This is a genomic window from Rhizobium azibense, assembly GCF_004342325.1.
Taxonomy (GTDB): domain Bacteria; phylum Pseudomonadota; class Alphaproteobacteria; order Rhizobiales; family Rhizobiaceae; genus Rhizobium; species Rhizobium etli_B.
In genome coordinates this window covers 1-21,570 of record NZ_SMBJ01000018.1, presented here as the reverse complement: position 1 = coordinate 21,570, position 21,570 = coordinate 1, and the positions used below count along the sequence as shown (strand labels likewise).

Annotated in this window: 24 protein-coding genes and 4 pseudogenes; 15 read left to right on the top strand and 13 right to left on the bottom strand. The window is 58.5% G+C overall.

The window, feature by feature from the left end; genetic code table 11:
• The first annotated feature begins 548 nt into the window (after nt 1-548).
• On the top strand, nt 549-686 hold the full coding sequence (locus EV130_RS32785) for a hypothetical protein (RefSeq protein WP_257784652.1): 138 nt from the start codon (nt 549-551) through the stop codon (nt 684-686).
• 220 nt (nt 687-906) lie between these two features.
• On the opposite strand, the gene EV130_RS30100 is transcribed toward EV130_RS32785, so the two are convergent.
• Nucleotides 907-1,959, bottom strand: coding sequence for a type III polyketide synthase (locus EV130_RS30100; RefSeq protein WP_004674362.1), 1,053 nt, complete (start codon nt 1,957-1,959; stop codon nt 907-909).
• 270 nt (nt 1,960-2,229) lie between these two features.
• On the opposite strand from EV130_RS30100, the gene EV130_RS30095 reads away from it, so the two are divergent.
• From EV130_RS30095 to EV130_RS30080, 5 genes are all read left to right on the top strand, one after another.
• Complete coding sequence (locus tag EV130_RS30095) at nt 2,230-2,439, top strand: CBS domain-containing protein (RefSeq protein WP_008534154.1); 210 nt, start codon at nt 2,230-2,232, stop codon at nt 2,437-2,439.
• 154 nt (nt 2,440-2,593) lie between these two features.
• Nucleotides 2,594-2,851, top strand: a complete 258-nt coding sequence (locus EV130_RS30090) for a BON domain-containing protein (RefSeq protein WP_004674366.1) — start codon at nt 2,594-2,596, stop codon at nt 2,849-2,851.
• A 39-nt stretch (nt 2,852-2,890) separates the two neighbouring features.
• The gene (locus EV130_RS32775) at nt 2,891-3,034 is read left to right on the top strand and encodes a hypothetical protein (RefSeq protein WP_010033181.1); all 144 of its coding nucleotides are present in this window, start codon (nt 2,891-2,893) and stop codon (nt 3,032-3,034) included.
• Between the two features lie 86 nt (nt 3,035-3,120).
• Entirely contained in the window at nt 3,121-3,354 is a 234-nt protein-coding gene (locus EV130_RS30085) for a hypothetical protein (protein ID WP_004674368.1), read from the top strand.
• A gap of 9 nt (nt 3,355-3,363) precedes the next feature.
• Nucleotides 3,364-3,693 (top strand): hypothetical protein, encoded by a 330-nt coding sequence (locus EV130_RS30080; protein ID WP_009992643.1) that lies wholly within the window; start codon nt 3,364-3,366, stop codon nt 3,691-3,693.
• Here EV130_RS30080 and EV130_RS30075 read toward each other — a convergent pair.
• The 5 genes and pseudogenes from EV130_RS30075 to EV130_RS34310 all read right to left on the bottom strand — a co-directional run.
• Entirely contained in the window at nt 3,663-4,028 is a 366-nt protein-coding gene (locus EV130_RS30075) for an aldehyde dehydrogenase large subunit (RefSeq protein WP_004674370.1), read from the bottom strand. The two genes, EV130_RS30080 and EV130_RS30075, sit on opposite strands and share 31 nt — an antisense overlap.
• Nucleotides 4,025-4,786: an N-acyl homoserine lactonase family protein gene (locus tag EV130_RS30070; RefSeq protein ID WP_004674371.1), complete on the bottom strand. Its 762-nt coding sequence runs from the start codon at nt 4,784-4,786 to the stop codon at nt 4,025-4,027. The genes EV130_RS30075 and EV130_RS30070 overlap by 4 nt, the downstream gene beginning before the upstream one ends.
• Entirely contained in the window at nt 4,783-5,067 is a 285-nt protein-coding gene (locus EV130_RS34085; RefSeq protein WP_004674373.1) for a (2Fe-2S)-binding protein, read from the bottom strand. The genes EV130_RS30070 and EV130_RS34085 overlap by 4 nt, the downstream gene beginning before the upstream one ends.
• A 186-nt stretch (nt 5,068-5,253) precedes the next feature.
• The gene (locus EV130_RS30060) at nt 5,254-5,901 is read right to left on the bottom strand and encodes an FAD binding domain-containing protein (protein ID WP_004674374.1); all 648 of its coding nucleotides are present in this window, start codon (nt 5,899-5,901) and stop codon (nt 5,254-5,256) included.
• Between the two features lie 200 nt (nt 5,902-6,101).
• Nucleotides 6,102-6,275 (bottom strand): annotated as a pseudogene (locus EV130_RS34310) (transposase domain-containing protein); the annotation flags it as partial.
• Nucleotides 6,276-6,470: 195 nt separating this feature from the next.
• On the opposite strand from EV130_RS34310, the gene EV130_RS30050 reads away from it, so the two are divergent.
• The 4 genes and pseudogenes from EV130_RS30050 to EV130_RS30030 all read left to right on the top strand — a co-directional run.
• On the top strand, nt 6,471-6,938 hold the full coding sequence (locus tag EV130_RS30050) for an avidin/streptavidin family protein (protein WP_004674376.1): 468 nt from the start codon (nt 6,471-6,473) through the stop codon (nt 6,936-6,938).
• 224 nt (nt 6,939-7,162) lie between these two features.
• Nucleotides 7,163-7,390, top strand: a pseudogene (gene tnpB / locus EV130_RS34305) (IS66 family insertion sequence element accessory protein TnpB); the annotation flags it as partial.
• 326 nt (nt 7,391-7,716) lie between these two features.
• Nucleotides 7,717-8,004 carry a hypothetical protein gene (locus EV130_RS30035; protein ID WP_010031604.1) on the top strand — a complete coding sequence of 96 codons (288 nt, stop codon included), beginning with the start codon at nt 7,717-7,719 and terminating at the stop codon, nt 8,002-8,004.
• Between the two features lie 47 nt (nt 8,005-8,051).
• Nucleotides 8,052-8,754 (top strand): annotated as a pseudogene (locus EV130_RS30030) (transposase domain-containing protein); the annotation flags it as partial.
• Nucleotides 8,755-8,796: 42 nt separating this feature from the next.
• Here EV130_RS30030 and EV130_RS30025 read toward each other — a convergent pair.
• The 5 genes from EV130_RS30025 to EV130_RS30010 all read right to left on the bottom strand — a co-directional run bounded on the left by EV130_RS30025 (nt 8,797) and on the right by EV130_RS30010 (nt 13,375).
• A complete protein-coding gene (locus tag EV130_RS30025; protein ID WP_004674379.1) occupies nt 8,797-9,189 on the bottom strand; it encodes a hypothetical protein in 393 nt (130 codons plus the stop codon).
• 26 nt (nt 9,190-9,215) lie between these two features.
• Nucleotides 9,216-11,165 carry a multicopper oxidase family protein gene (locus EV130_RS30020; RefSeq protein ID WP_018446454.1) on the bottom strand — a complete coding sequence of 650 codons (1,950 nt, stop codon included), beginning with the start codon at nt 11,163-11,165 and terminating at the stop codon, nt 9,216-9,218.
• A 480-nt stretch (nt 11,166-11,645) separates the two neighbouring features.
• Nucleotides 11,646-11,768 (bottom strand): hypothetical protein, encoded by a 123-nt coding sequence (locus EV130_RS33905; RefSeq protein ID WP_009982859.1) that lies wholly within the window; start codon nt 11,766-11,768, stop codon nt 11,646-11,648.
• A 22-nt stretch (nt 11,769-11,790) separates the two neighbouring features.
• Complete coding sequence (locus EV130_RS30015; RefSeq protein WP_004674381.1) at nt 11,791-12,492, bottom strand: RibD family protein; 702 nt, start codon at nt 12,490-12,492, stop codon at nt 11,791-11,793.
• A 31-nt stretch (nt 12,493-12,523) separates the two neighbouring features.
• Nucleotides 12,524-13,375, bottom strand: coding sequence for an SDR family NAD(P)-dependent oxidoreductase (locus EV130_RS30010; protein ID WP_004674382.1), 852 nt, complete (start codon nt 13,373-13,375; stop codon nt 12,524-12,526).
• 467 nt (nt 13,376-13,842) lie between these two features.
• On the opposite strand from EV130_RS30010, the gene EV130_RS30005 reads away from it, so the two are divergent.
• The 4 genes from EV130_RS30005 to EV130_RS29990 all read left to right on the top strand — a co-directional run bounded on the left by EV130_RS30005 (nt 13,843) and on the right by EV130_RS29990 (nt 17,774).
• On the top strand, nt 13,843-14,625 hold the full coding sequence (locus tag EV130_RS30005) for an SDR family NAD(P)-dependent oxidoreductase (protein WP_004674384.1): 783 nt from the start codon (nt 13,843-13,845) through the stop codon (nt 14,623-14,625).
• An 11-nt stretch (nt 14,626-14,636) separates the two neighbouring features.
• A complete protein-coding gene (locus EV130_RS30000; protein ID WP_004674385.1) occupies nt 14,637-15,584 on the top strand; it encodes an SDR family oxidoreductase in 948 nt (315 codons plus the stop codon).
• 131 nt (nt 15,585-15,715) lie between these two features.
• Entirely contained in the window at nt 15,716-16,621 is a 906-nt protein-coding gene (locus tag EV130_RS29995; RefSeq protein ID WP_004674388.1) for a LysR family transcriptional regulator, read from the top strand.
• Nucleotides 16,622-16,907: 286 nt separating this feature from the next.
• Nucleotides 16,908-17,774, top strand: a complete 867-nt coding sequence (locus EV130_RS29990) for an ISAs1 family transposase (protein WP_237353332.1) — start codon at nt 16,908-16,910, stop codon at nt 17,772-17,774.
• A gap of 409 nt (nt 17,775-18,183) precedes the next feature.
• On the opposite strand, the pseudogene EV130_RS33665 reads toward EV130_RS29990, so the two are convergent.
• A pseudogene (locus tag EV130_RS33665) lies at nt 18,184-18,364 on the bottom strand (hypothetical protein); the annotation flags it as partial.
• 468 nt (nt 18,365-18,832) lie between these two features.
• Between EV130_RS33665 and EV130_RS29975 the strand changes: the two are divergent.
• Nucleotides 18,833-21,277 carry a beta-glucosidase gene (locus EV130_RS29975; protein ID WP_004674391.1) on the top strand — a complete coding sequence of 815 codons (2,445 nt, stop codon included), beginning with the start codon at nt 18,833-18,835 and terminating at the stop codon, nt 21,275-21,277.
• Nucleotides 21,278-21,289: 12 nt separating this feature from the next.
• On the opposite strand, the gene EV130_RS32985 is transcribed toward EV130_RS29975, so the two are convergent.
• Nucleotides 21,290-21,570, bottom strand: a 281-nt coding sequence (locus EV130_RS32985; RefSeq protein WP_207900914.1) for a hypothetical protein, incomplete at its 5' end; no start/stop codon positions are given.

The window sequence follows — 21,570 nt, the reverse complement described above, 5'->3', positions numbered from 1 at the left end:
GAGGACAAGGCTTCGCAGGTTCTATCGAGCACGAAATACAGCACTGCTACCAAGCAGTTGGCAGGATCCGTGCTCTCACAATCCAACAAAAAGCGCTGATGAACGAACAAGAACTTTCGAACCAGTTTCTGTTGTTTTTCCCGGGCTTCTCGTCAACCAGTCTTATTCCGTTTCCTGCCACCTTAACTCATCATCTTCCGGAAAAGCGGCAGTTGGTTGCGAACATCCAGTGCCTCGGTCGGTGGACTCCGCTGAAGCGCCTATTTGAAGTCACTCTGCCCCACGCTTCAATGCAGCTAGGAATGGGAAGCGATGAGCAAAGTGCGTAGGAGATCAAAGTTTCCCACTCCTTGTGGCCTGCCGAGGTCGGCGATCGATGACAGGCGTAATCGAGAGACACTGGCCCCGAGACATCAATGCCGCTTGGGGGAGACGTATCTGACAACGTTGGTTGTAAATCCGCTTTTGTTTGCCGATGCACATTCAGTGCCATGGCTGGATCGCATGGTTCAGATACACGCAGATAGACATCGCGACCGATCGCGCGCGTGCCCGGCCTCGCCGAAAAGGTGCCAGATGTGACGGCAGCCTTGCATGCAAAGCTCGACGAGCACCGGGCGTTCGTACGGGAGCGTGGAGAAGACTTGCCGGAAATCCAGAATTGGCGCTGGGCACGCTCCTCCTAGTGCGACAGAGGACCGGATTGGGTAGCGACTACCACCAGCCATACTGCCGCAGCTACGCCGGCACGCAGGAGAAAGGATTCGAGTGCGAGGTGGCAACCTCGCCTTCGACTTGGGGTGTCCCACGGCAATCGCAGCCTTTGCAGCGTCAGCTATCTGTTTCGAGTCCTGTTCGTTCTGCAAACGATGCGATCTTAATACGTCCTGGAGAATGATCGCCGGGTCATGCTGCAGCCGTCAACGAGAGGCAGCTAAGGGTGAAGCCCGGTCCCATCGCCGTCAGGACAGTTCTCCTGGGTAGTCCTTGCGCAAGAAGCTTCTCGAGTACGAACAGCGCGGTTGGCGAGGACATGTTCCCATAGTCCGAGAGAACCTCACGTTCCTGGTCGAGGGTTCCCTGGCTTAGTTTAAGCGCCGATTCCAAGGCGGTGATAACCTTTGATCCACCGGGGTGGCACGCAAACCGGTCAACGTCGGCAGGAGCAAGATCTGATCGGGCGAGTATGGACGTTACGCCCTTCAGCACATGAGTTTCGGCGAACGGTGGTATCGCACGATCGAAGATCACGCCCAGACCCTCCGGATCGACGCTCCATCCCATGATGTCTAGCGTGTCGGGCCACGTATGCTGGCCTGCAAGTTCGACCTCGGCCAGACCGGTCTCACTAGCACGCACCACGCAGGCGGCGGCCCCGTCGCCGAAGAGGGCGGTCGCCACGATGTTCGCCTTCGTAAGCTTGTCCATGCGAAATGCCAACGTGCAGGTCTCGACGGCGACCACCAGCACGACTGAGCCTGGCCGGGATGCCGCCAGCCGTGACCCGATTGAAAGCCCAGAGACTCCGCCGGCACAGCCGAGGCCAAACACGGGAACCCGTTCGACATCGTCCCGGAAGCCCAGTTCTCGGCTTACCCTCGCTTCCAGACTAGGTGTCGCAATACCAGTCGAGGAGACGGTTACGATCGTGTCGACATCGCCTGCTGCAATGCCCGCCGACACGAGAGCTTTGCTGGCGGCGGCGACGAACATTGCACCCGCGCCCTCGATATGAGCGAGGTTTCGTTCGGGCCATCCCGACGTCTCGAGATACCACTCGATCGGCCGGACGGCATAGCGGCGCCGAATTCCCGAGGTTTCGAACACCCTTGCCAGCTTTTCGAAATCGTCAAATCGCGATGAGAACGCGGTGTGCGAGGCTCGCGCCGCGTCACGCTGGTCGATGACATGTGGCGGAACGGCGGTGCCGACGGATACCAGCTTGACGGGTTGCTGCATAAGACTCCTTGCGACGGCGCGGGAAGAATTTGGTACGCCGCGCGAGGACGAGACCGAACCGTAACGCCTCGATCCTCAATAAGTTGCAATGCGGGCGAGCCTGACGCCGCACTTCGTCGGAAGGCTTCAGAGACGACGACGCGTGAAGAATGCCTCCCGCGGCTTCGTGTCTGCCTTGATCCACGTCAATGCGCTCAACAAGTTGGCTCCGTAATTGTCCGATCGAAAAGGAGACAGCGCGATGCTTGCTAGAGACATCATGACGACCCCGTGACGACGCTCGACGAGGGACACAACGTCAGGGAAGCCGTCGAGATCGTCAACGCCAGCAAGATCGGCGCGGTGCCCGTCATCGATGGCGAAGGGCGGCTCACCGGCATCGTCACCGGGGAGACCTGCTGCGCCGGGTGGCGTCATCCTGGGCGAGACGGGCGGTACCGCATACGCGCGACCGCGAAGATGCACTGGCGGACTATGTGAAGGCCCGAAGCTGGCGCGTCAAGGACGTGATGTCGACGCCCGTCGTCAGCGCCGCCCCGAGCGCAACCGCGAGCCAGCTCGCAGAACTCCTGCAGGCCCACGACATCAAACACCGAACGGCAGACTCGCCGGCATAATCAGCCGTCACGACTTGATGCGAGCGCTTCTCGATGTTCGACGGCAGTGTACTGCTTCCGGCGACGAGGCCCTAGGGACGGCCGTTCGTGGCCGCCTGGAAACCGAGTTCGAAATAAGGTTCCCCATCGTCAATGCGACCGTCTCCAACGGGGCAGTCACCCTGAGGGGAGAGGTCGAGACGGAGCTGGAATGCTCGGCGGCCAGGGTGGCGGCGGAAAGCATCCGCGGCGTCGGCGGCGTGGTAAACAACATCACCCTGGCTACCGCATGGTGAGCTCTCTCAAACTATGAAATCGTCCCTGGAGTTTCCGTCATGTTTGTCAGGGTCATCGCAGACGCCGTCGTGTCGAGGCTTCTCCTCATCATCCTGATCCTCATGGTGGGGACGGTCGTGAGCGTCCTACTGGTGAGGCCATCCCACGACTCCCGAACCGGGCGCGTCGAGCGCTCTCTCTGACCCGTGAGTGCGCGATGAACATCTGGCCCTCCAGGATTTAATTGTCCGGCCGCGTCCCGCAAAAGACCGGAGGCGCGACGGATTCGATGCTCTCCGAACTATTCGGCTTCATCTGGCTGATGGGAAGGCGTCATCAGGCGTTGGTCGCAGGGCTGTCCCTGGCTCTTTTCGTTATCGGCGCGGCGCCTCTCGAACTCCAGCGCCGGATCGTCAATGAGGCGACCGAGCAAGCGTCATACCGGTCTCTTCTCTTTCTCGTATCCCTCTATCTCGCGGTCGCAGTGTTGAAGGGCGCGATAAAATTCACCTCCAACCTCTAAAGAAGCTGGGTGGGCGAAAAAAGCACGCTTTGGCTCGGGGCGCGCGTTCTGCATCGGGCCGAGACGCCGCCATCGGAATCCACGCTCGAGGGGGTTGAGCTGTCGATCATCTTTGCGGAAGCGGAACCGGTGGGCAGTTTCGTTGGGACCAGCATCTCCGAGCCGCTACTCCAGATCGGCATCCTTGTCACCGTGGGCGGTTATCTGATCTATCTCCAGCCGCTGATGAGGATGGCCGCCCGCAAAGCCGATCACCCGCTACAGCGCAATGAAACGCGCGGGCGCTCGGCTTTACTCCCTACCGTCACCTACGCCACGTACTGGGACACGATCCAGTAGAACGGCCACCTTTTCCCGCGTGCAAGTGGCCATATGGGGGTGGCGTAATAACCAGGCATACGCGAGGTCGGTATGGCAGGTTTGATCTCTCCTTCCAGGTCGCTCGCGTCATAGATCGCGACGACGCCGGGCACCGAGAACGCATCGCCGACATCGATGTTCAGGATTCGGGCATGTGGCTGGTCGGAGCGTCGCAATGCGATATGCAACATACCGCGGCGCCATGTATCGACATACTGACCAACACCCGTCAGCAGACGTGGATCTTCGGTGCGCTTGTCCCGCTTGCCGACAAGTTTGGGCCGCAGCTCGACGGAATGGTCCTGCTGGCTCATTCGTAGAACTCCACACCCTTTCGCAACTCTTGCCATTGCGCGTCGTCGTGGCCGAAAATGATAGAAGCTCCCCGCTCCCGAAGAGCTTTCAGGCGAGCGAGTGCCTCTGCGGCGAGTTCGATGTTCCAAGTATTTCTCGGAGCGATACCGGTGTCGACGCTCGCCTGGAGCGGGGCAGCATCTGAAGCGAGTATAAATGAACCATCTTTTTCCAGCTCGACACGGGCGACGGTCATTCCGGGGGTATGACCCGGCATGGGCAGCAAGACGATGCGCCCGTCGCCAAAGACGTCATGCTCGGCATTGAAGGTCTGGAAACCCTGGGGCTGGTCCCATTCTCCTCGAAGATAGCCTTGATTTTCTGCACCGCTTGCCGTGGCGGCCTGCGCCTCCGCTTCGTGGCAGAGGATCGTTGCGCGCCGAAAGTACGCGTTGCAGCCGCAATGATCGGGATGCAGATGTGAACAGATCACAACATCTATGTCCTCGGGATCGAGAGCAAGAGTCTTCAACTGATGAACGACCGTCCGCTCTGGCGAAAAGATCGGGGTCATAACCTTGCTTAACCCACCCCATCGCGCGCCTGGATCGATGGCGGCCTCTGGATTGCATCCGCTATCGAACAGCGCGTTGCCTTGGGGATGGCGCATCAGGGTGGCGTGAACCGGCAATTCAATCGCTTCTTCCTTCAGCGCCCCAGGGACGTAAATGGACCGGCGCATACGAAGCCGGCCGGCCTCGAGAAAATGCATCTTCATCTTAAAGGTCCTCTCTTGCTAGCCAGTTCGCGGACGGCGTTGACGATGTTTTCATAGCCCGTACAACGACAGATGTTTCCTGAGAGCGCTTCCCTGATCTTATCATCGGTTTCCAGCGGATGGTGGCGAAGAAGGTCGATGATCGCCAACGATGAAACTGGGCCTACAAATTCGCATTGCAGGCCATGATGCTGGCGGAACGCTTCTTGGATTCGTCCGAGTATCGACGCTTCCCTGGCCATGGTTTCGATTTCGCTCCCGTCTGCCTGCACTGCAAGCATCAGACAGGAGCGTGCGCTCCTTCCATCGAGAATGACGGTGCAGGCACCGCAAACGCCATGTTCGCACCCGACATGGGTTCCGGTCAGGCAAAGGATCCTGGCGCAGGAAGTGGCTCAGCAGCGTTCGTGCTTCGATCGTGCGCGTCATATACGCTTCGTTGACGCTGACGGTGATCGTCTTCTCACTCATCTTGCTTGAAGCCTTTCGTGGTTCGCGCGGCTCCAGGCGGCGCGAAGGGCCCGTTTGGCAAGGACGCCTGAGAGATGCCTGCGGTAATCTGCAGAGGCATGGATATCCGTGTTGGGCGTGAGGATTCCAGCCAGGCGATCCGCCACCGTATCGAGAACCGGCTCGGAAACATCCGTCCCCTCGATGATGCCCTCGATCTCTTCAAGCCGCAGCGGGGTTTCACCAACGCCCATCATGCCAACGCGAACGTCAGACGCCCTGCCATCTACACAATGCAGCGTCGTCGCAAAGCAAGCGAGTGCGAAGTCCCCGTGGCGTTTTGCAAACTCCTCAAATCCCCATCCGGCATCCGGTCTCATCGCGTCGAGCTCGACGCGAATTACAAACTCGTCCGGTTCCAACGAGTTGACCAGCGATCCGACAAAAAAATCGGCTGCAGGTATTTCGCGTCTGCCGCGCTGAGAGGAGGCGATGACCGTCCCACCGAGGAACCGTGTCATCATCGGCATCTCGGTCGCTGGATCCGCATGCGCGACGCTGCCGCCGAAGGTGCCGCGGTTGCGCACGGTCATATGGGTGACGTGATGCATCGCCTCATGCACGATCGGCAAGTGTTGGCGGATGATCGGGTCTGTCGCGGTCATGTGATGGCGTACCGTCGGCGCCGATTCTCACCCGATCTCCGTGCAGTTCGATCCGATCTCCATGAACCGAAGTTACTACGCGCGGCGCCCAAAATCCCGCGGCCCTGCTCGGATGGATACGATCTCTCTGAGCAGTTCGAGGTTCTCGCCGGTCATGGTGGCCACGTCTTCGATCGTGCAGATATGCATCGAACGAGCCATCAGGCGGCCTTTTGCGCAGTGGAGACCGTCGGAAGCATATTCCACGGCAACAGGTCTTCAAGCCTATCTACCGGTTAATCTTTGATCTGGGTTAGGACGTCCGTGAGGTAGCTCTCGGGGTTGCGGCCATGCAGTTTGTCCGTTCCAATGATGGTCAAGATATTAGCGTTGCGCTATCCCGTTCGTAATTTGCATCGTGTAAGTCTTCACTCCTGATGCTCGTTCTCGGGCCGCGCCACGCAACGCGCGGCCCGTCTTTCGGTTTTCTCAACCCGGGAAATTGCTACTCGGATTGATTGATTATTACGAGTTTATATGCAACCTTCGGTACGATCGCCGACGGTCGGCGCACATCAGGAGGAAAAACCATGATCCGTACTAATGCAGTTGCAGCACTTGTGTTTGCTGTAGCAACCTCAGCTCTTGCTTTCGATGCAAGCAACTTCAAGGATTTTTCAAGCATCGCATCGGCTTCCAGCAGTTGGCAGAACCAGTCCGGCTCGACGATGATCATTCAAGTCGACTCGTTCGGAAACGTCTCCGGCCAATATGTAAACAGAGCCCAGGGCACCGGATGCCAGAACTCGCCCTATCCGCTAACAGGAAGGGTAAACGGGACGTTCATCGCATTTTCGGTCGGCTGGAACAATTCGACGGAGAACTGCAATTCCGCAACCGGATGGACCGGCTACGCACAGGTCAACGGCAACAACACTGAGATAGTCACGAGCTGGAACCTCGCTTACGAAGGCGGCTCCGGTCCGGCCATTGAGCAAGGACAAGACACTTTCCAGTACGTGCCGACGACTGAGAACAAAAGCCTCTTGAAGGATTAATCTCCTCTGCCCTGCCGGCGCTGGCCCGTCAGAGATTGTGGAGCAAGAATTCATCGAATATGGCCAAAGGCTTAGACGAAGCTGCTTTCCCTGCCGAATAAAAGCGCCGCGTGCTCGTCCGCGCGGCGCAAATCCTTATTTGATGAGTTCAATGCGGCCAAAACGGCAAGCTTTCCGGACAAAAGTAAGCATCCGAGGATGCGCCGCCTTGGGGCAAACGCGGCGATCTGATCAAGGTCGTTTGGCACGATGGCCAGGGGGCCTGCCTGTTCACGAAAAAATTGGAGCGAGGAAGGTTTATCTAGCGTGACGGCCAGGGCGCTTGTCTGTTCACGAAGAAGCTGGAGCGCGGCCGCTTCATCTGGCCGTCAGCCGCTGACGGCACGGTGGTGATCACACCGGCGCAGCTCGGTTATCTGCTCGAAGGTCTACAGAAATATCCCTGCTTGTGAGTCTGACGAATCATCACCGGACAAGATCGAGGTGCTGGATCCGAGCCATCCGTTATTTGGACGCTCCTTTAATGTGATCCGTGAGGTGGGACGTAGAGGCGGCAACTTCGCGCCGTCGTATGAGGTTGAACATCGTGGTGGATCGACCTTGCTGATACCCGTGTCTGCGACACAGGGATATGTCGAAGCCTGAAATACTGACGCGCAAAGGACACCATTCGCCCAATTGTGAGGAGAAGGTTTTGCCAATCACTGTGCAACGCCTCCGCCTTGCAGCGGGCATCTAGGTAAAGGCACAGCGCAACAGATGGACACACGAACCTAGTTTGCTCAGCGCCGTACAACTTGCCGCCAGGCTCGATATTCCCGTCAATTGGATTTACGTTCAAATCAGGCGGAAGCGCCTGCTCATCGACCAGCAATCAACCGGAGCATATTTGTTCCAAAATTCCCCGGCGGTCGTCAACGCGGTTCGCGACCTTCGCAACCGTACCATTCATCAACTCGATCTGAGAATCATTCAGCCTCACCAGGAGGGGCATCAACATCCGTTGTCGCTGGAGGGAATTGACTGGCGCGCACGGCAGGAAACCTGGCGCCCCAGCCGGGTTTGACTGAATTTTTACATTGAGATTGTTGAGAAATCTGATTCAATGTCGTTATGACATTGCCGCCGCTTACCCTGCCATCGGACCTTGCCAGCGCTCATCCGGCGCTGCTGGCCGAACCTGCTGCGCGGCTGCAAGCTGAGGCGGAAGCGGCCAACGCGAAGGCGCGGCTGTCGAACATTGAGGCGCTCAACGTGCATTTGCAGTTGCTGATCGGCAAGCTGGAGCGCGAGAAGCACGGGCCGCGCCGCGAGCGCACGCAGCGGCTGATCGATCAGTTGGAATTTGCAGCTCGAAGAGCTCGTGGCGTAGGCCGCCGAGGACGAACTGAGCGTCCAAGAGGCCGCGGCCAGAACGCAGTCCGTGCGCGCCTTCGCCCGCAAGCGTCCAGTGCGCAAGGCGTGGCCCAAAGACGTCGAGCGCGCACGCATCGTCATCGAAGCGCCGACGGCATGTGCCTGCTGTGGCGGCTCGCGGCTGTCGAAGCTGGGCGAGGACGTGACGGAAACGCTGGAGGATATCCCGCGCCGATTCAAGGTGATCGAGACGGTGCGCGAGAAATTTACCTGCCGCGATTGCGAGGCGATCAGTCAGGCTCCCGCACCGTTCCATGCGACGCCCGCGCGGCTTCATCGGCCCTCAGTTGCTGGCGACGATCGTGTTCGACAAGTTCGGGCAGCACATCCCGCTGAACCGCCAGAGCACGCGGTTCAAATGTGAGGCATCGGTCCGTCGACCCAGACCCTGGCCGGTGAATGTTGATCCGAATGTCTTCGAGCTGCGGCAAATGCTGGAGCATCACTGTCGCACGGCATACCAGGAGGCAACGTAGCCGGCTGCGGCGACCCCATGCGAATGCGGGACGTCGCGGACGATGCTACCGACAATGGCGTCCCTTTGATCGACGCCATTCGGCCAGTTCGGCACGATGTAGCCGCGATAGCTGTAGATCCAGGTCTCGCCGGCCACATCGCCCTTTCCAGTGAATTGCAGCTCGACAGGGTCTCCCGGACGCACCGTACCGGTCAATTCCAGCGACCACCCGGGCCCACCAATGGTTCCGCCGACCTTGCGCCGAGCCAACTCGGTCAGCACCAGCGTTCCCTGGCCAAATTCCAGTGCATTGAAATCAACCGATAAATCGGGATTGTTGATCAGGCTGCGATAACTCCAAGTGCCAGTGAAGCTCATAGTTCCTCCCAATGGCGATCGACGCCCTAATGATGGCCGGAAACGGTGCCACCCTGGCCGTCCGGCAGGGTGATCCTGATGTTCTGCATCATGCCCTGGTCCTCATGATCGAGGATGTGGCAATGCAGAACGAACTCGCCGATATAGCGCTGGTAGTGCGTCCGCACGGTGATCGTGTAGCGCGCCGACGGATCGGTGCCGGGATTCTTGATCCACAGCGTGTCCTTCCAGACATTTTTCAAGCCTGGATATTGCGGATCGCCGTCGTCATCGGCGCCAAGCGCGCTGACATCGTTGCCGGCCGCATCGACAATTTTGATGATCTGAAACGGATTGACATGGATATGGAATGGGTGGCTGACGAAATCCGAGCGGAGCGTCCATTCGTCGACTCCGCTCAGCGGCAACGTCCGGTCGATGCGGTTGGGATCATAAGGTTTGCCGTCAACCTCGAAGAAGGTGGCACCCGGCTGTTTCACATCGATGTTAAACACCAGTTGCTGCTCGCCGGTGACCTCGCCCGCGTCGATGTCCGGATGGGGAATAAAGCTTGAGAGCGACATCTCGTTCTTGAGGTCATCGATAACCTTGCCGGCGACATTCTGTGACATCGTGCGCTCAGCCGCCGAAATCAGCCAATCCTGCAGATAGGTGCCGATCTCGCCATTGACGGCATGGCCGCCTACTGCAGTGACTATGCCGAGAAGCCGTCGGCTTGGAGCCTCCTGGTTGACGCTGGCCGCTGCCGGTGCGGCGCCATCGATGATGCAGTAGTCACCCGCTCCTGGCAACACCACCAGCGCGTCAACGCGGTAGCCCGGTTGCAGGATCGCTTGCTGCCGCATCTGCACCTGCGCCATTGTCAGCCCGTCCTGGGCCACCACCCCATACGGAATAGTATCCTTGCCGCAATTCTGATCGATCCATCTGTCGGTGTCCGCTGCCGCAAGCGTGCGGAACGCGGTCGTCCCGGTCTTGCGCCGGATTTCGAAATTGATGGTGTCGCGAACCCCGGCGTGTATCATCCGCCACCGCTCGACCGAGCCAGCCTCCGCTAATGCCAACTGACCAAGCACCTGGCCGTTGACGCTGGTGAAGCGGCCCGAAGCCGGCCAACTGCCAGGTCCGAACTGATCGTAGCTTTCGATGCCGCCCACCTGTCCTGGCTGGCAATCATAAGTGATGTCGCCATTGTTATCGGTGCAAGCATATTGAATCTGCTGTAGCACCAAAACCCGTTCGGCGATATCGGAGCCGCCCGGCTGCTTCAATAGGCGGTCGATATCGCCAGTCTCGGTCGGTGTCGGCATGCGATCGCCACGGATGATCAACGCCCCGGACATGCCACTCGACACCTGCAATGCGGTTGATCCGTGTAGGTGTGGGTGATACCAGAAGGTGCCGGCGGGATGCTCAACGGCGATGTTGTATTCATATTGGAACGAAACGCCGGGACGGATTGAGATCAGCACATTATCGCCATTGCCAGACGGATTTACCCAGAGACCGTGCGAATGCAGGTTGGTACCGTTGAAGCAATGGGGGGTATTGGCACTGCCACCGCCGATGCCGCAGGTGGAATCCTGAGGGAACAGGTTGTGAAGCGTTACCCGCACCGTCTGACCGGGCCGTAGATCGATGGTCGGTCCAACCAATGGCGTGTCGGCACCGGATAAGCCGGTCTGGCGGGCGTCTTGATAGCCGCGCAGTTTAACGTGGTCGTAGCGCGCCGTGGCCGGATTGTAGATCTGTCGGTCGAGATAGGTAGCGTTCATATCGAGCAGAACCTCGCCCGGAAATGTCTCCCGGCTTTGTTCGAAGGTTTTCAGCATCCCCTGGGATTTTGTGATAGGTTGCAGCATATAGGCCAGGGGGTTAGTCACGGCCCTGGCCTCTTGAGCGACTGCGAATAGCGCATGGGTGACCGAAAAAACGCTCGCCATACCGAAGATCGCAATTTTGTCAGACACAGACAAACAACCCTCCCAAACCTCTGCCCGGAGTTTTGTTCTCCCCGGGTCGAACCGCATCCACAAAGTTCTACTGCGTCACCATGCGTTCACCTGCAATTCGACTTTGACTCGCGCGCTTTCTCGGGAGAAGACAGCTGCCGCCGCGCGACGAGAAAGTTTCAAGACTCATGCCACTCTGGCCGGATCGAGCCTCAGAAGGAATCTTGTGCCTATGCTTCAAGGACTTCCACGAGAGCGCGGTAGGAAGTCGGGCGGAACAGCACCATGGCGCGCACCTGACAAACCTGACAGCAGGTGTAGTAGGCCCGACATTTTTGTGGGGAGCATCGTTACGTGCGGCAATACGCGTCTCACCTTGTTTGTTTGTCGAGCTGCACTCGAGCAACGCCTTGACGCTCATATCGCGGTCACCGCCGCGGGCATTAATGTCGGCGTCACATACCGTTCATCACACCGCCTAATCGGAGAGACACCACGGGCAGACTACGCCAGTTCTTCCGGCTCTCTGCGCTGCGCGATGATCTCGAAACAAGGTTGCTTGCTCAGGAGTATCGCGCCCTGCTCCTCGACGATCATTTCGACGACGGCAGGAGGGAGCCCTTCCACAATCTTCTCCTACGGACGTCTCTTATGGACGTCCAACGCGATATCTCAGATGCACGGAGCCGAGGCCAGCGGCTTCGGCGCTGATAAACGTGAGCCTCGCCCTGCCGGCAAGCCCATCCTCGCCGCCCTCGAATATGGCCGGTGTATTCGACTTGCCTCCGATCGCAGGGAAGATGACCAGGCTGACCTCGTCAACAAGACCCGCCTTCAAGAAATGGCCATTGGTTTGCGCCCCGCCTTCCAGCATCAAGCGCTTCACACCGAACTCGGTTCCAAGAAGGTCAAGCGCGTTTTTCAGATCGACGCCATCTTTCTCCGAGACGATATAGGAAACGCCAGCCTGGGTGAGGCCCGCCAGGTAAGCATCATCCACGTCAGATCCTGTCAGGACCACAAGGTGAGCTCCCTCAATGTCGCTCTTGTCCCAGCGTAGCCGACCGTCCTTATCCACGATGACAGCGAACTCGCCGGCGTCCGGGTTGGCGATATGGATCGGTCGCGCGGCTGTGCCGGTTGCTTGATAGGGGCGGTCGACGGCGTCCGCGAACTCTTCTCCCGTCGCTCTTCCCGAAAGCCAGGCGTCGGCACCGATCTTCTCATGCAGGCCGTCATAGATCTTCACGAGCTCATCGACCGAATGGCCGGTTGCCTCGGCCCAATCATTGACGATCAATCGGCCATCCAGCGGCGACATCATGTGACAGATTACATAGGGTCTGGGCATTGGATTACTCTCCTCTACAAACATTCCACCGTCAGTGGCCTGCCTTCAACCAGGCTGCGAATTTATCCATCCAGTCGGGGTGCCAACGTGAAAGCGCGGGTCGGTTCAGAATCATGTCATCGGCCGCCCAGCGGATCCGTCTGGCATCTATCGCAGACGTAACCGCGTTATCCGGACAGATGATGTAAAAATTCTCGTCGAGCAGACGGACCAGGAAGTATTCCACCAGTTGCTCTGCGGTCCATGCCTCATCGGGTTTCGCAATGCCCTGCGGCTTGAGTGCGATGTTCATGGGTGTCCACGTGTAGCCAGGGACGAGGAGATGAGCCGAAACACGACCTCCCGTCTCCTTCAGAAGCTCGTGCGACAGCTGTTCGGTCAGGACTTTGACAGCTGCCTTTGCCACCGAATATGCGGCGTTACCTGGAGGAGTCGTAATACCTTCCTTGGAGCCGAGGTTGACAACGGCCGACTGGCGACCGGCTTCGATCATGTAGGGCACGAAGACGTGTTGCGCGGCCAGAACACCTCCGAAGTTTACATCGATCTGGCGTCGCCACTTTGCAGGATTGTCCCAAGGGCCGGCTCCTTGCGTTATGCCCGCGTTGTTTACTAGGACGGCCACGTCGCCAAACCGCGAAATCGTTTCGTCCCGCAACCTGGTCAGTGCCGACAAATCTGATACGTCGCCGCTCACGATCAGGATGTCCGTGTCGAGTGTCGAAGTAACATCCTCAAGTGCGTCGGCGTCGAGATCCAGCAGCGCGAGCTTCATGCCGCGGGCCGCGAGAGCCCTCGCGATTGCCAAGCCGATGCCCTTCGCAGCTCCCGTGATGACCGCAACGCGGCCAGGAGCAACGACGCTGTTCATTCTCTCGCTCATTTTTTGTCTTTCCCGTCATTGGACCGTCACCGCTGGAAGGTGTGCCGGACAAGCCGTCGCCGTGGAATTTTTCTCCGAGAAGCGTGCCGGCCGATGGCACCAGCGCAGAGAAGTCCATCAACGCTACTCGGGCGCTTGGGTCGTCGGATCATATCCGCGGGCTGCGAACGACCGTTCGATCGCACTATAAGAATAGGGTAGCGCGACGGCTACTTGAAGTGAGCGGGATCGCACGCACCGATGAGCCGTGTTCACTCAAGGGCCTTCGTGACGTAGGGAATGCCTGGCCAGTTCGACCGCGGACGGGACCAAAAAGGTAACGCACTCCTGGTCCCTGCCAGATCGGTGGATGATTTTCACTCGCCGCCCCGATCAATTTTGCTCATGTAACCAATCGGCTCCACGGGCATTTGGTCACCAGCGCCTCGAGACGATCGTGGTGCTGACCAAACCAAAGGAGTGAAATCATGACAGGGAATAAACCACTCGCAATGATCACGGGCGGCTCATCTGGAATAGGCTTCGAGCTTGCCAAACAATTCGCCAAGAATGGATTCGATGTCGCCATTTCAGGCTCAAGCGACAAGGTGAACGAGGCCGCCGATGCGCTACGAAGCCTTGATGCCGAAGCATATCCGTTCAAAGCGGATGCCTCGACGTACGATGGCGTCGAGAGGTTCTGGACCTTTACGCAGGGGCTGGGGCGCCCCTTGGAAGCCGCGGCTCTGAACGTCGGTATCGGTATTGGCGGCGCCTTTGTCGATAACGATCTCGAGGATGAGCTTCGCCTGCTTGCGATCAATGTAACCGGGACCGTCCATATGGCCAAACGCGTCGTCCAACATATGGTCAAGAACGGCCGCGGCAGGATTCTCATCACCTCCTCGGTTTCGGCGACCCTGCCCACGCCATACGAAACCGTTTACGGCCCGTCGAAGGCATTCGGTTACATGGTCGCGGAATCTCTGCGCGAGGAGTTGCGCTCGACCGGGGTCACGGTGACGGCACTCCTTCCGGGCGCCACCAACAGCGACTTCCACGCGAACGCTGGAATGGGCGGTACGAAGCTCGGTGGCCAACAAAAAAACGACAAGACGCTCGTCGCCAAGCAGGGCTTCGAGGCCCTCATGAACGGCATCGACCATATCGTCGGCGGAGATCAGAAAACCAAGCGGCAGGTGTTGGAAAACCGGACGACCCCCGAGCCCGTCAAAGCCGCGCGGCAAGCCGAATTGACCCAACCGCAGTGAAGGAGCACGTCATGTCACATCTGAAAAACAAGGTCGCCATCGTCACAGGGGCTTCCTCGGGCATTGGAGCGGCGACCGCCAGAGGATTGGCGGAAAAAGGTGCGCGCGTCGTCCTTGCCGGCCGCAATGAGGAACGCCTCAGTCAGATCGTCGAAGACATCACCGGTTCGGGAGGTATTGCCAGCTACAAGGTTGCTGATGCCACGGATTTTGAGAGTACCAAGGCCCTCGTCGCGTTCGCCACAACGACGTACGGCCCGGTCGATATATTGGTCAACAATGCCGGCCTCATGCTCTTTTCCTATTGGAAGGATGCCGCCGTCGGCGATTGGAACAAGATGATCGATACCAACCTGCGTGGCTATCTGCATGCGATCGCCGCGGTGCTGCCGTCGATGTTGGAGCGCCGGTCCGGCCGCATCCTGAATATGAGCTCTATCGCCGGCGTTCATGTCGGCGAGGCGGCAGGGGTTTACGGAGCCACGAAGTTCTTCATACGCGGTATTACCGAAAGCCTCAGGAAGGAGGTGGGCGTGGGTAGCGGGATCCAAGTGTCTATGATCAGCCCTGGCGTGATCGATACCGGCTGGGCCGACAAGGTTCATGACGAGACGGGCAGAAAGATCGCCGGAGAGCTCAACAAGCAGGGTATTCCGCCGTCGTCGGTGGCTGAAGCCGTGGTCTATGCACTAGACCAGCCCCCGGAGATCACGATCAACGACATTTCGTCCATCCAACCCGGCAGGACTGGTAGCCCGCGTTTTCGAGAGCTCAGAACTAGAACCTCCGGGACTGTTAGACCGCCTCGCGGAACCAACCGGTGCCGTCTCTCGTGGCTGTGGACACGAAGATCTTCATTGCATGACGATCTAATCCCGGACGTTTTCGTTTTTCAGCGACCGGGCCATCTCCGCCGTCCTTCGCAGGATCCAACATGGATCACTAGGTCAAATTTTTGACTGCTTCCTCGGCCATCACATACCAAATACAGGGCCAGTTAAATAAGGATTGAAGGTGCCGGCCGGCCTGAAGCAAGGTCGGCGCCGGCAAGGGCGATCTTTTTCAGTACAAGTGCGAGTATCCATAACTCATGGTATCAACGCGGGCCGATCTGGCCGACCTTGAAACTTTCGTCGCGATCGCGCGTGCGGGGGGGTTCCGAAAGGCCGCCGCGCTTCGCGGCGTTTCCGGGTCTGCCCTCAGCCACTCGATCAGGGGTTTGGAGGCCCGTCTGGGCGTCCGTCTGTTTCATCGGACAAGCAGGAGCATCAGTCTCACCGCCGCCGGCGAAGTGCTGCTTGCCGAACTGGAGCCCCGTTTCCTCGGCATTCAAGCTGCGATGGATCTCCTAGACAGTTTCAGGAGCGGGCCTACGGGCAGAGTGAGAGTGACCACCCTGCGTGACGCCGCCGAGCTGCTGATCGCTCCTCGACTGCACAGTTTTCGCAAGAGCTACCCAGATGTCGAGGTCGAAGTCAGCGTCGAGGATCGCTTCATCGATATGGTCGCCGAAGGTTTTGACGCGGGCATCCGTTATGGGGGAACGGTTCCCGAGGGGATGATCGCGTCGCGTCTGACATCCGAACTCGAATGGATCGTAGTCGGTTCTCCGGCCTATCTCAACGAACGAGGGCGGCCCGCGCGGCCGGAAGATCTCTTGACGCACGAGTGCATCCGGATCCGAACCGGTACGGATCACCTCTGCAAATGGGAACTTGGCGACGGCGATCGCATGGTTTCTCTCGACGTTCCGGGACTTCTCACGCTCGGAGATTCGGAACTATCTATCCGCATGGCGGAGGAGGGAGGCGGTCTCTTTTATTGCCTGCAGGCCCGGGTCGAGGACAAACTTGCGGCCGGTTCACTCGAAGTCGTGCTGCCGGACTGGACCTCTACCGGGCCGGGTTTTCATGCATACTACGTTTCGCATCGACAGGTGCCGTCCGCTCTCCGGACGTTTCTCGACTACCTTAAGGCGCCGGTTGCGGGCGATTGAAGTGACGGCCAGACGAGACAGCTTCACCAGGCAGGAGAATCGCATATGGATGGTAAGGAGTTGTTTTGCTGAGGCAAATCGACTCAAGAACTCTCCGATAATTTGGAGGTACGGATGAATCGATTTGCCACCTGTTTTAAAGATCTGCCCGACCCTCGGGGCGCAACACACGTCATCCGCTGATGTCGATCCTGTTCATTGCCATTGCCGCGATCGTTTGCGGCGCCGAAAGCTGCGCCGACATGGCCGATTCGGCGTTTCCAAAAAGAAGTGGCTCAAGACGATCGTGCCGCTGCCCTATGGCATCGCCGGCCATGGCACCTTCTCCACCGTTTTCCGCTGCCTCAATCAGGTTGCCTTCGAAGCCGCTTTACCGAAGCCTTTGCAAAGGGCATGGAAGGCGTGGTGGCGGTCGACGGCAAGGCGGTACGAGGCGACGCCGCTGCCCCTCGTCAAGGTCTGGGCTGCCGGTTGCGGCCTGGTCATCGGCCAACAGACCGCGCCGGGCCGCAACGAGGTCCAAGGGGCGCTCGATGCGCTTGCGCTTTTGTCGCTGGAAGGTGCCATCGTCACCGCCGATGCCCTGCATTGCCGCGCCGATACCGCTCATGCCATCCTTTCCGCCGGCGGCGACTATGCCCTGGCGTTGAAGGCCAATCAGCCCGGCCTCCTGGCACAGACGATTGCTCGTCTGGACGACGTCGAGCCACTCGGCGTCCAGACCGCCGCCGAGAATGACCATGACCGCTGCGAAAGACGCCGTGCCTGCATCGTCGCCGTCAATGACATCGACTTCCCCGGCCTGCAGGCCATCGGCTCCGTCGAGGCCACAAGCCGTCATGCCGATGGCCGTCTGACCAGCCATGTCCGCTACTTCCTGCTCTCCACCGTCATGTCGGCTGCCGCCCTGATCGAGGTAACCAGAACTCATTGGCAGATCGAAAACAAACTGCACTGGGTGCTCGACGTCCAGTTCCGCGAGGATGCCGCCAGAAACCGTAAGGATCACGGACCGGCAAACATTGCTCTGTTACGAAAGATTGCCCTCAACCTCATCCGGGCCCATCCAGATAAGGCCTCCATTCGTCGAAAGATCAAGAAGGCAGGGTGGGACGATCAGTTCCTCATCTCTATCATCGCTCATATGCGATAGCCCTGCTTCACCAGGGGAATTTGAGTGCCGGCAGAAAGCGGTCGCTCGCAGCCAGAAAAATAATTGGCAGCAAGATCGCCTGGCATCCTTTAACATGCCGAAAGCGGAAAAAAATACGTGACAGCCTCCGATCCCTCTCTGAGCCGAGGCCATCCATGATGGTAGAGAATCCGCAAGTCTTCGGCTGTCTGACACGACCAGCCGGTACGAATGCGGTACTGCCACGGCTCTCCTCCAGGCGCCCGTTTTTGATCTCTCGATATCTAAATTTGTGCAGACGAGCAGGCAAAGCTATAACGGCAGGATCAACGAATACTGGTAGCTCTCAGACAATCTGGATCGATATCAACCGGGAATGCCTGCATATGTAGGGAGGATTCAAGCACGGCGTGAGGGCGATGCAGACGGACGAGGCGGAGACGTCACGGAAACCCGAGAGCACCTGCATCACCTCGCTCGAGGTTTCCAGGCGGCCTTGTAGGAGACCCGCGGCGTAGTGCCCCGAAAACCCCACCGCGCAAATGCTGATTATGAAAGACAGTACGAAAATGATTACTCTGTAGCCGGAAACGGGACAACAGCCTGTCCATTGTGGTCGATCCTTGTCCATAGGCGGTGAAGAAACTTCATCAATCGGGATCCGCCTCCGAGGGAAGCATCGAATCATCAATGACGACACGAAAGCTGCGCGACCGAGGTTGTCTGTCAACAGATTGTCTGATAAAGCTTGCTAATGTTCGAACTGTCTCACAAACTTGCGGAGGAATAACTCCGTAACAGAACCGGCGCTGCCGCAGCCGGCACAACTTTCACTGCTGAAATCGATTGCCGCGATGTTCCTTGTTTTCAATGGAAAGCGGTGACCGCATCTCGGCTATGTGAAGGCTTCGAACATGTCGTCGTCCTCGCGACGGCGGGACGCGACGCCTTGATGAACAAACGGGCGTCCTTTTTATGGATGGACGGCTCCATGGCGCCGAGATCACCAGCTTCCCCGATATGCATCTTGAGATGTTGATCTGGGACAGGTAAGTATTGAGATTCAAGAAGCAGAGAAGATGATTGATAAGAAAGCATTGCTCGATAATATGACCTTGGCGGAGCAGGTCTCGCTACTTTCCGGCGATACGTTCTGGTCTTTACCGCCCATCGACCGCCTAGGGATAGGGAGATTGCGCTTGACCGACGGCCCCAACGGCGCCCGCGGGGCGGGGTCTTTTGTCGGAGGTGTGACTGCAGCGGCTTTCCCGGTGGGCATCGCCATCGGAGCGAGTTGGAACCCGGATCTAGCCAAGGAAATCGGCAGTGCCCTAGGTGACGAGGTTCTTTCAAAAGGTGCCCACGTCTCGTTAGCCCCCACCGTTAACATCCAGCGTAGCGTCACAAACGGCCGCAACTTTGAGTGCTTCTCTGAGGATCCGATCCTGACGGCGGAACTTGCAGTCGGCTATATCGAAGGTCTGCAGTCCACGAAAGTCGGTGCCACGATAAAACATTTCGTCGGCAACGAGTCCGAGATTGAACGTACAACCATCTCTTCAGATATCGATGAACGCACGCTGCGCGAAGTCTACCTGATACCCTTTGAGACGGCGGTGAAGCGGGCAAAGGTCTGGGCCGTGATGTCTTCGTATAACAAGCTAAACGGTACTTACACGGCGGAAAGCCATTGGCTGTTGAACGAGGTTCTGCGCGGTGACTGGGGTTTTAACGGCGTGGTGATGTCGGACTGGTTCGGCTCGCGTTCGACCGCACCCACCGTGAATGCCGGGCTGGATCTGGAGATGCCGGGCCCGACTCGCGATCGCGGCTCCAAGCTACTGGCTGCGGTCGAAGGCGGCGAGGTTAGTGTCGAGACGATCCGCGCCTGTGTGCGCAATATCCTGACTTTGATGGAACGCACCGGCGCTATCAACGATCATCGCGAGTTTAAGGAGTACGCCATTGATCAACCGAAACATAGGGCATTGATCAGGCGCGCGGGAGCGGAAAGCGCAGTTCTGCTACAGAATGACGGGATCCTGCCATTGGCTCAGCAAGGTATGGTCGCCATCATTGGACCCAATGCCAAGGTCGCGCAGGTGATGGGAGGCGGCTCGGCGCAGTTGAACCCTCACTATGTCATCAGTCCGTGGCAGGGGCTGGTGGACGCGCTGGGTGAGGAGAATCTGTGCTACGCTCAGGGCTGCAACAATTATCGGTTTCAGCCGCTAATCGAAAACCCCACAACCTTCGAGTTTTTCCAAGGAAGGGAGCTAGCTGGCGAACCGGTGAAGGTCGTCGAGGAACCGTCGAGCCTTGGTGTATGGTTGCCCCCCGTGGCCGAGGGCTTTGTCGATCCCCTTCGCTTTTCGGCTAGAATGCGCACCATCTTCACAGCCTCGGAAGCCGGCGTCTATCGCGTCGGACTAACCTCGGCCGGGCTTGGCCGGGTCTATGTGGACGGCAGACTTGTGGTGGACGCTTGGGCTTCCTGGATACGTGGTACCACATTCTTTGAAGAAGGCTGCGAAGAGGTCGTGGGTGAAATCACGCTCGAAGCCGGCCGTACATACGAGGTCGTCGCCGAGTACGCCCGGCACGACCACGTCAACCTCTATATCGCCGCAATTCGGGTAGGAATAGGCAGATTTTCGGCCGAAGCGGAGATTGCCGAGGCAGCAGCCGTCGCGGCAAAGGCTGATCATGCGGTAGTCTTCGTGGGCAGAACGGGCGACTGGGATACCGAGGGCTCCGATCTTCGCGGTATTGCACTTCCCGGTCTGCAGAACCAGCTTGTTGAGGCGGTAATTGCGGCCAATCCGAACACGATCGTCGTACTACAAACCGGTGGACCGGTGGAAATGCCCTGGCTTTCCGGTGCTCGTGCAGTACTGCAATGCTGGTATCCCGGACAGGAGGCTGGCAACGCGATCGCCGATGTGCTCCTCGGCAAGGCCGAGCCCTCGGGCCGACTGGCACAGACCTTCCCCGTGCGCTGGGCTGACAACCCCACACATACTGAGGATGACGCGGTCTATCCAGGTAAGGACGGCCATGTGCGATATGACGAAGGTGTGTTCGTCGGTTATCGGCACTACGACCGCCACGGCATTAAGCCGCTGTTCCCGTTCGGTCATGGTCTCGGTTATTCAAGCTTTGCGATGTCGGACCTGACGGTAGGGCTACCAGACGCTGCCGGCGCGGTGACAGTGACACTGGAATTGACCAACATCAGCGAGCGGCCAGGTTCGGCAGTGGTGCAAATCTATGTCGGCGATGTTGAAGCATCTATACCCAGACCGGTTAAAGAGCTGAAAGCCTTCTCGAAAATTGCCCTGGAACCCGGTGAGAAACGAAGGTTGCGTTTCATACTTGACGCCCGAACATTTGCCTTCTTCGACACGACCGAGCGGCGTTGGCGGATAGAGGCGGGGGAATTTGCAGTGATGGCTGGGTTCTCGGCCACCGACATCCGTTTGAGTTTAACTGTCACGCAAAAGGGCGCTGTCTTGGCGCTCTGAATGGGCCGCAAATCAATGACCACATTGGGCAGTGGTCGAGTTCCAACGTATGCAGTTTTGGCGGTGAAGCTGGGTGAGTTGAGTGAGAGAATGCCTCAAAACCGGTACTTGGTTAATGGCATGGCGAAACACCGCCTGCGCCTCCAAAAACAGGCAATGTTTTCTGAACGATCGTAAGCGCGATTTTCCCCGCACCTTCTGCAATTGAGTGAGCTTTGGCATGAGGTGTCCACCAAAATAGGTGGACACCAAGGGATGGAAGAAGTGACCTGCCACTGAATTTTCATCCGGCG

Coding starts and splice junctions, on each gene's coding strand:
- EV130_RS30100 (WP_004674362.1), bottom strand. CDS start 1,959: ATGCAGCAACCCGTCAAGCTGGTATCCGTCGGCACCGCCGTTCCGCCA.
- EV130_RS30090 (WP_004674366.1), top strand. CDS start 2,594: ATGCGAGCGCTTCTCGATGTTCGACGGCAGTGTACTGCTTCCGGCGAC.
- EV130_RS32775 (WP_010033181.1), top strand. CDS start 2,891: ATGTTTGTCAGGGTCATCGCAGACGCCGTCGTGTCGAGGCTTCTCCTC.
- EV130_RS30085 (WP_004674368.1), top strand. CDS start 3,121: ATGCTCTCCGAACTATTCGGCTTCATCTGGCTGATGGGAAGGCGTCAT.
- EV130_RS30075 (WP_004674370.1), bottom strand. CDS start 4,028: ATGAGCCAGCAGGACCATTCCGTCGAGCTGCGGCCCAAACTTGTCGGC.
- EV130_RS30070 (WP_004674371.1), bottom strand. CDS start 4,786: ATGAAGATGCATTTTCTCGAGGCCGGCCGGCTTCGTATGCGCCGGTCC.
- EV130_RS34085 (WP_004674373.1), bottom strand. CDS start 5,067: ATGCTTGCAGTGCAGGCAGACGGGAGCGAAATCGAAACCATGGCCAGG.
- EV130_RS30060 (WP_004674374.1), bottom strand. CDS start 5,901: ATGACCGCGACAGACCCGATCATCCGCCAACACTTGCCGATCGTGCAT.
- EV130_RS30050 (WP_004674376.1), top strand. CDS start 6,471: ATGATCCGTACTAATGCAGTTGCAGCACTTGTGTTTGCTGTAGCAACC.
- EV130_RS30025 (WP_004674379.1), bottom strand. CDS start 9,189: ATGAGCTTCACTGGCACTTGGAGTTATCGCAGCCTGATCAACAATCCC.
- EV130_RS30015 (WP_004674381.1), bottom strand. CDS start 12,492: ATGCCCAGACCCTATGTAATCTGTCACATGATGTCGCCGCTGGATGGC.
- EV130_RS30010 (WP_004674382.1), bottom strand. CDS start 13,375: ATGAGCGAGAGAATGAACAGCGTCGTTGCTCCTGGCCGCGTTGCGGTC.
- EV130_RS30005 (WP_004674384.1), top strand. CDS start 13,843: ATGACAGGGAATAAACCACTCGCAATGATCACGGGCGGCTCATCTGGA.
- EV130_RS30000 (WP_004674385.1), top strand. CDS start 14,637: ATGTCACATCTGAAAAACAAGGTCGCCATCGTCACAGGGGCTTCCTCG.
- EV130_RS29995 (WP_004674388.1), top strand. CDS start 15,716: ATGGTATCAACGCGGGCCGATCTGGCCGACCTTGAAACTTTCGTCGCG.
- EV130_RS29975 (WP_004674391.1), top strand. CDS start 18,833: ATGATTGATAAGAAAGCATTGCTCGATAATATGACCTTGGCGGAGCAG.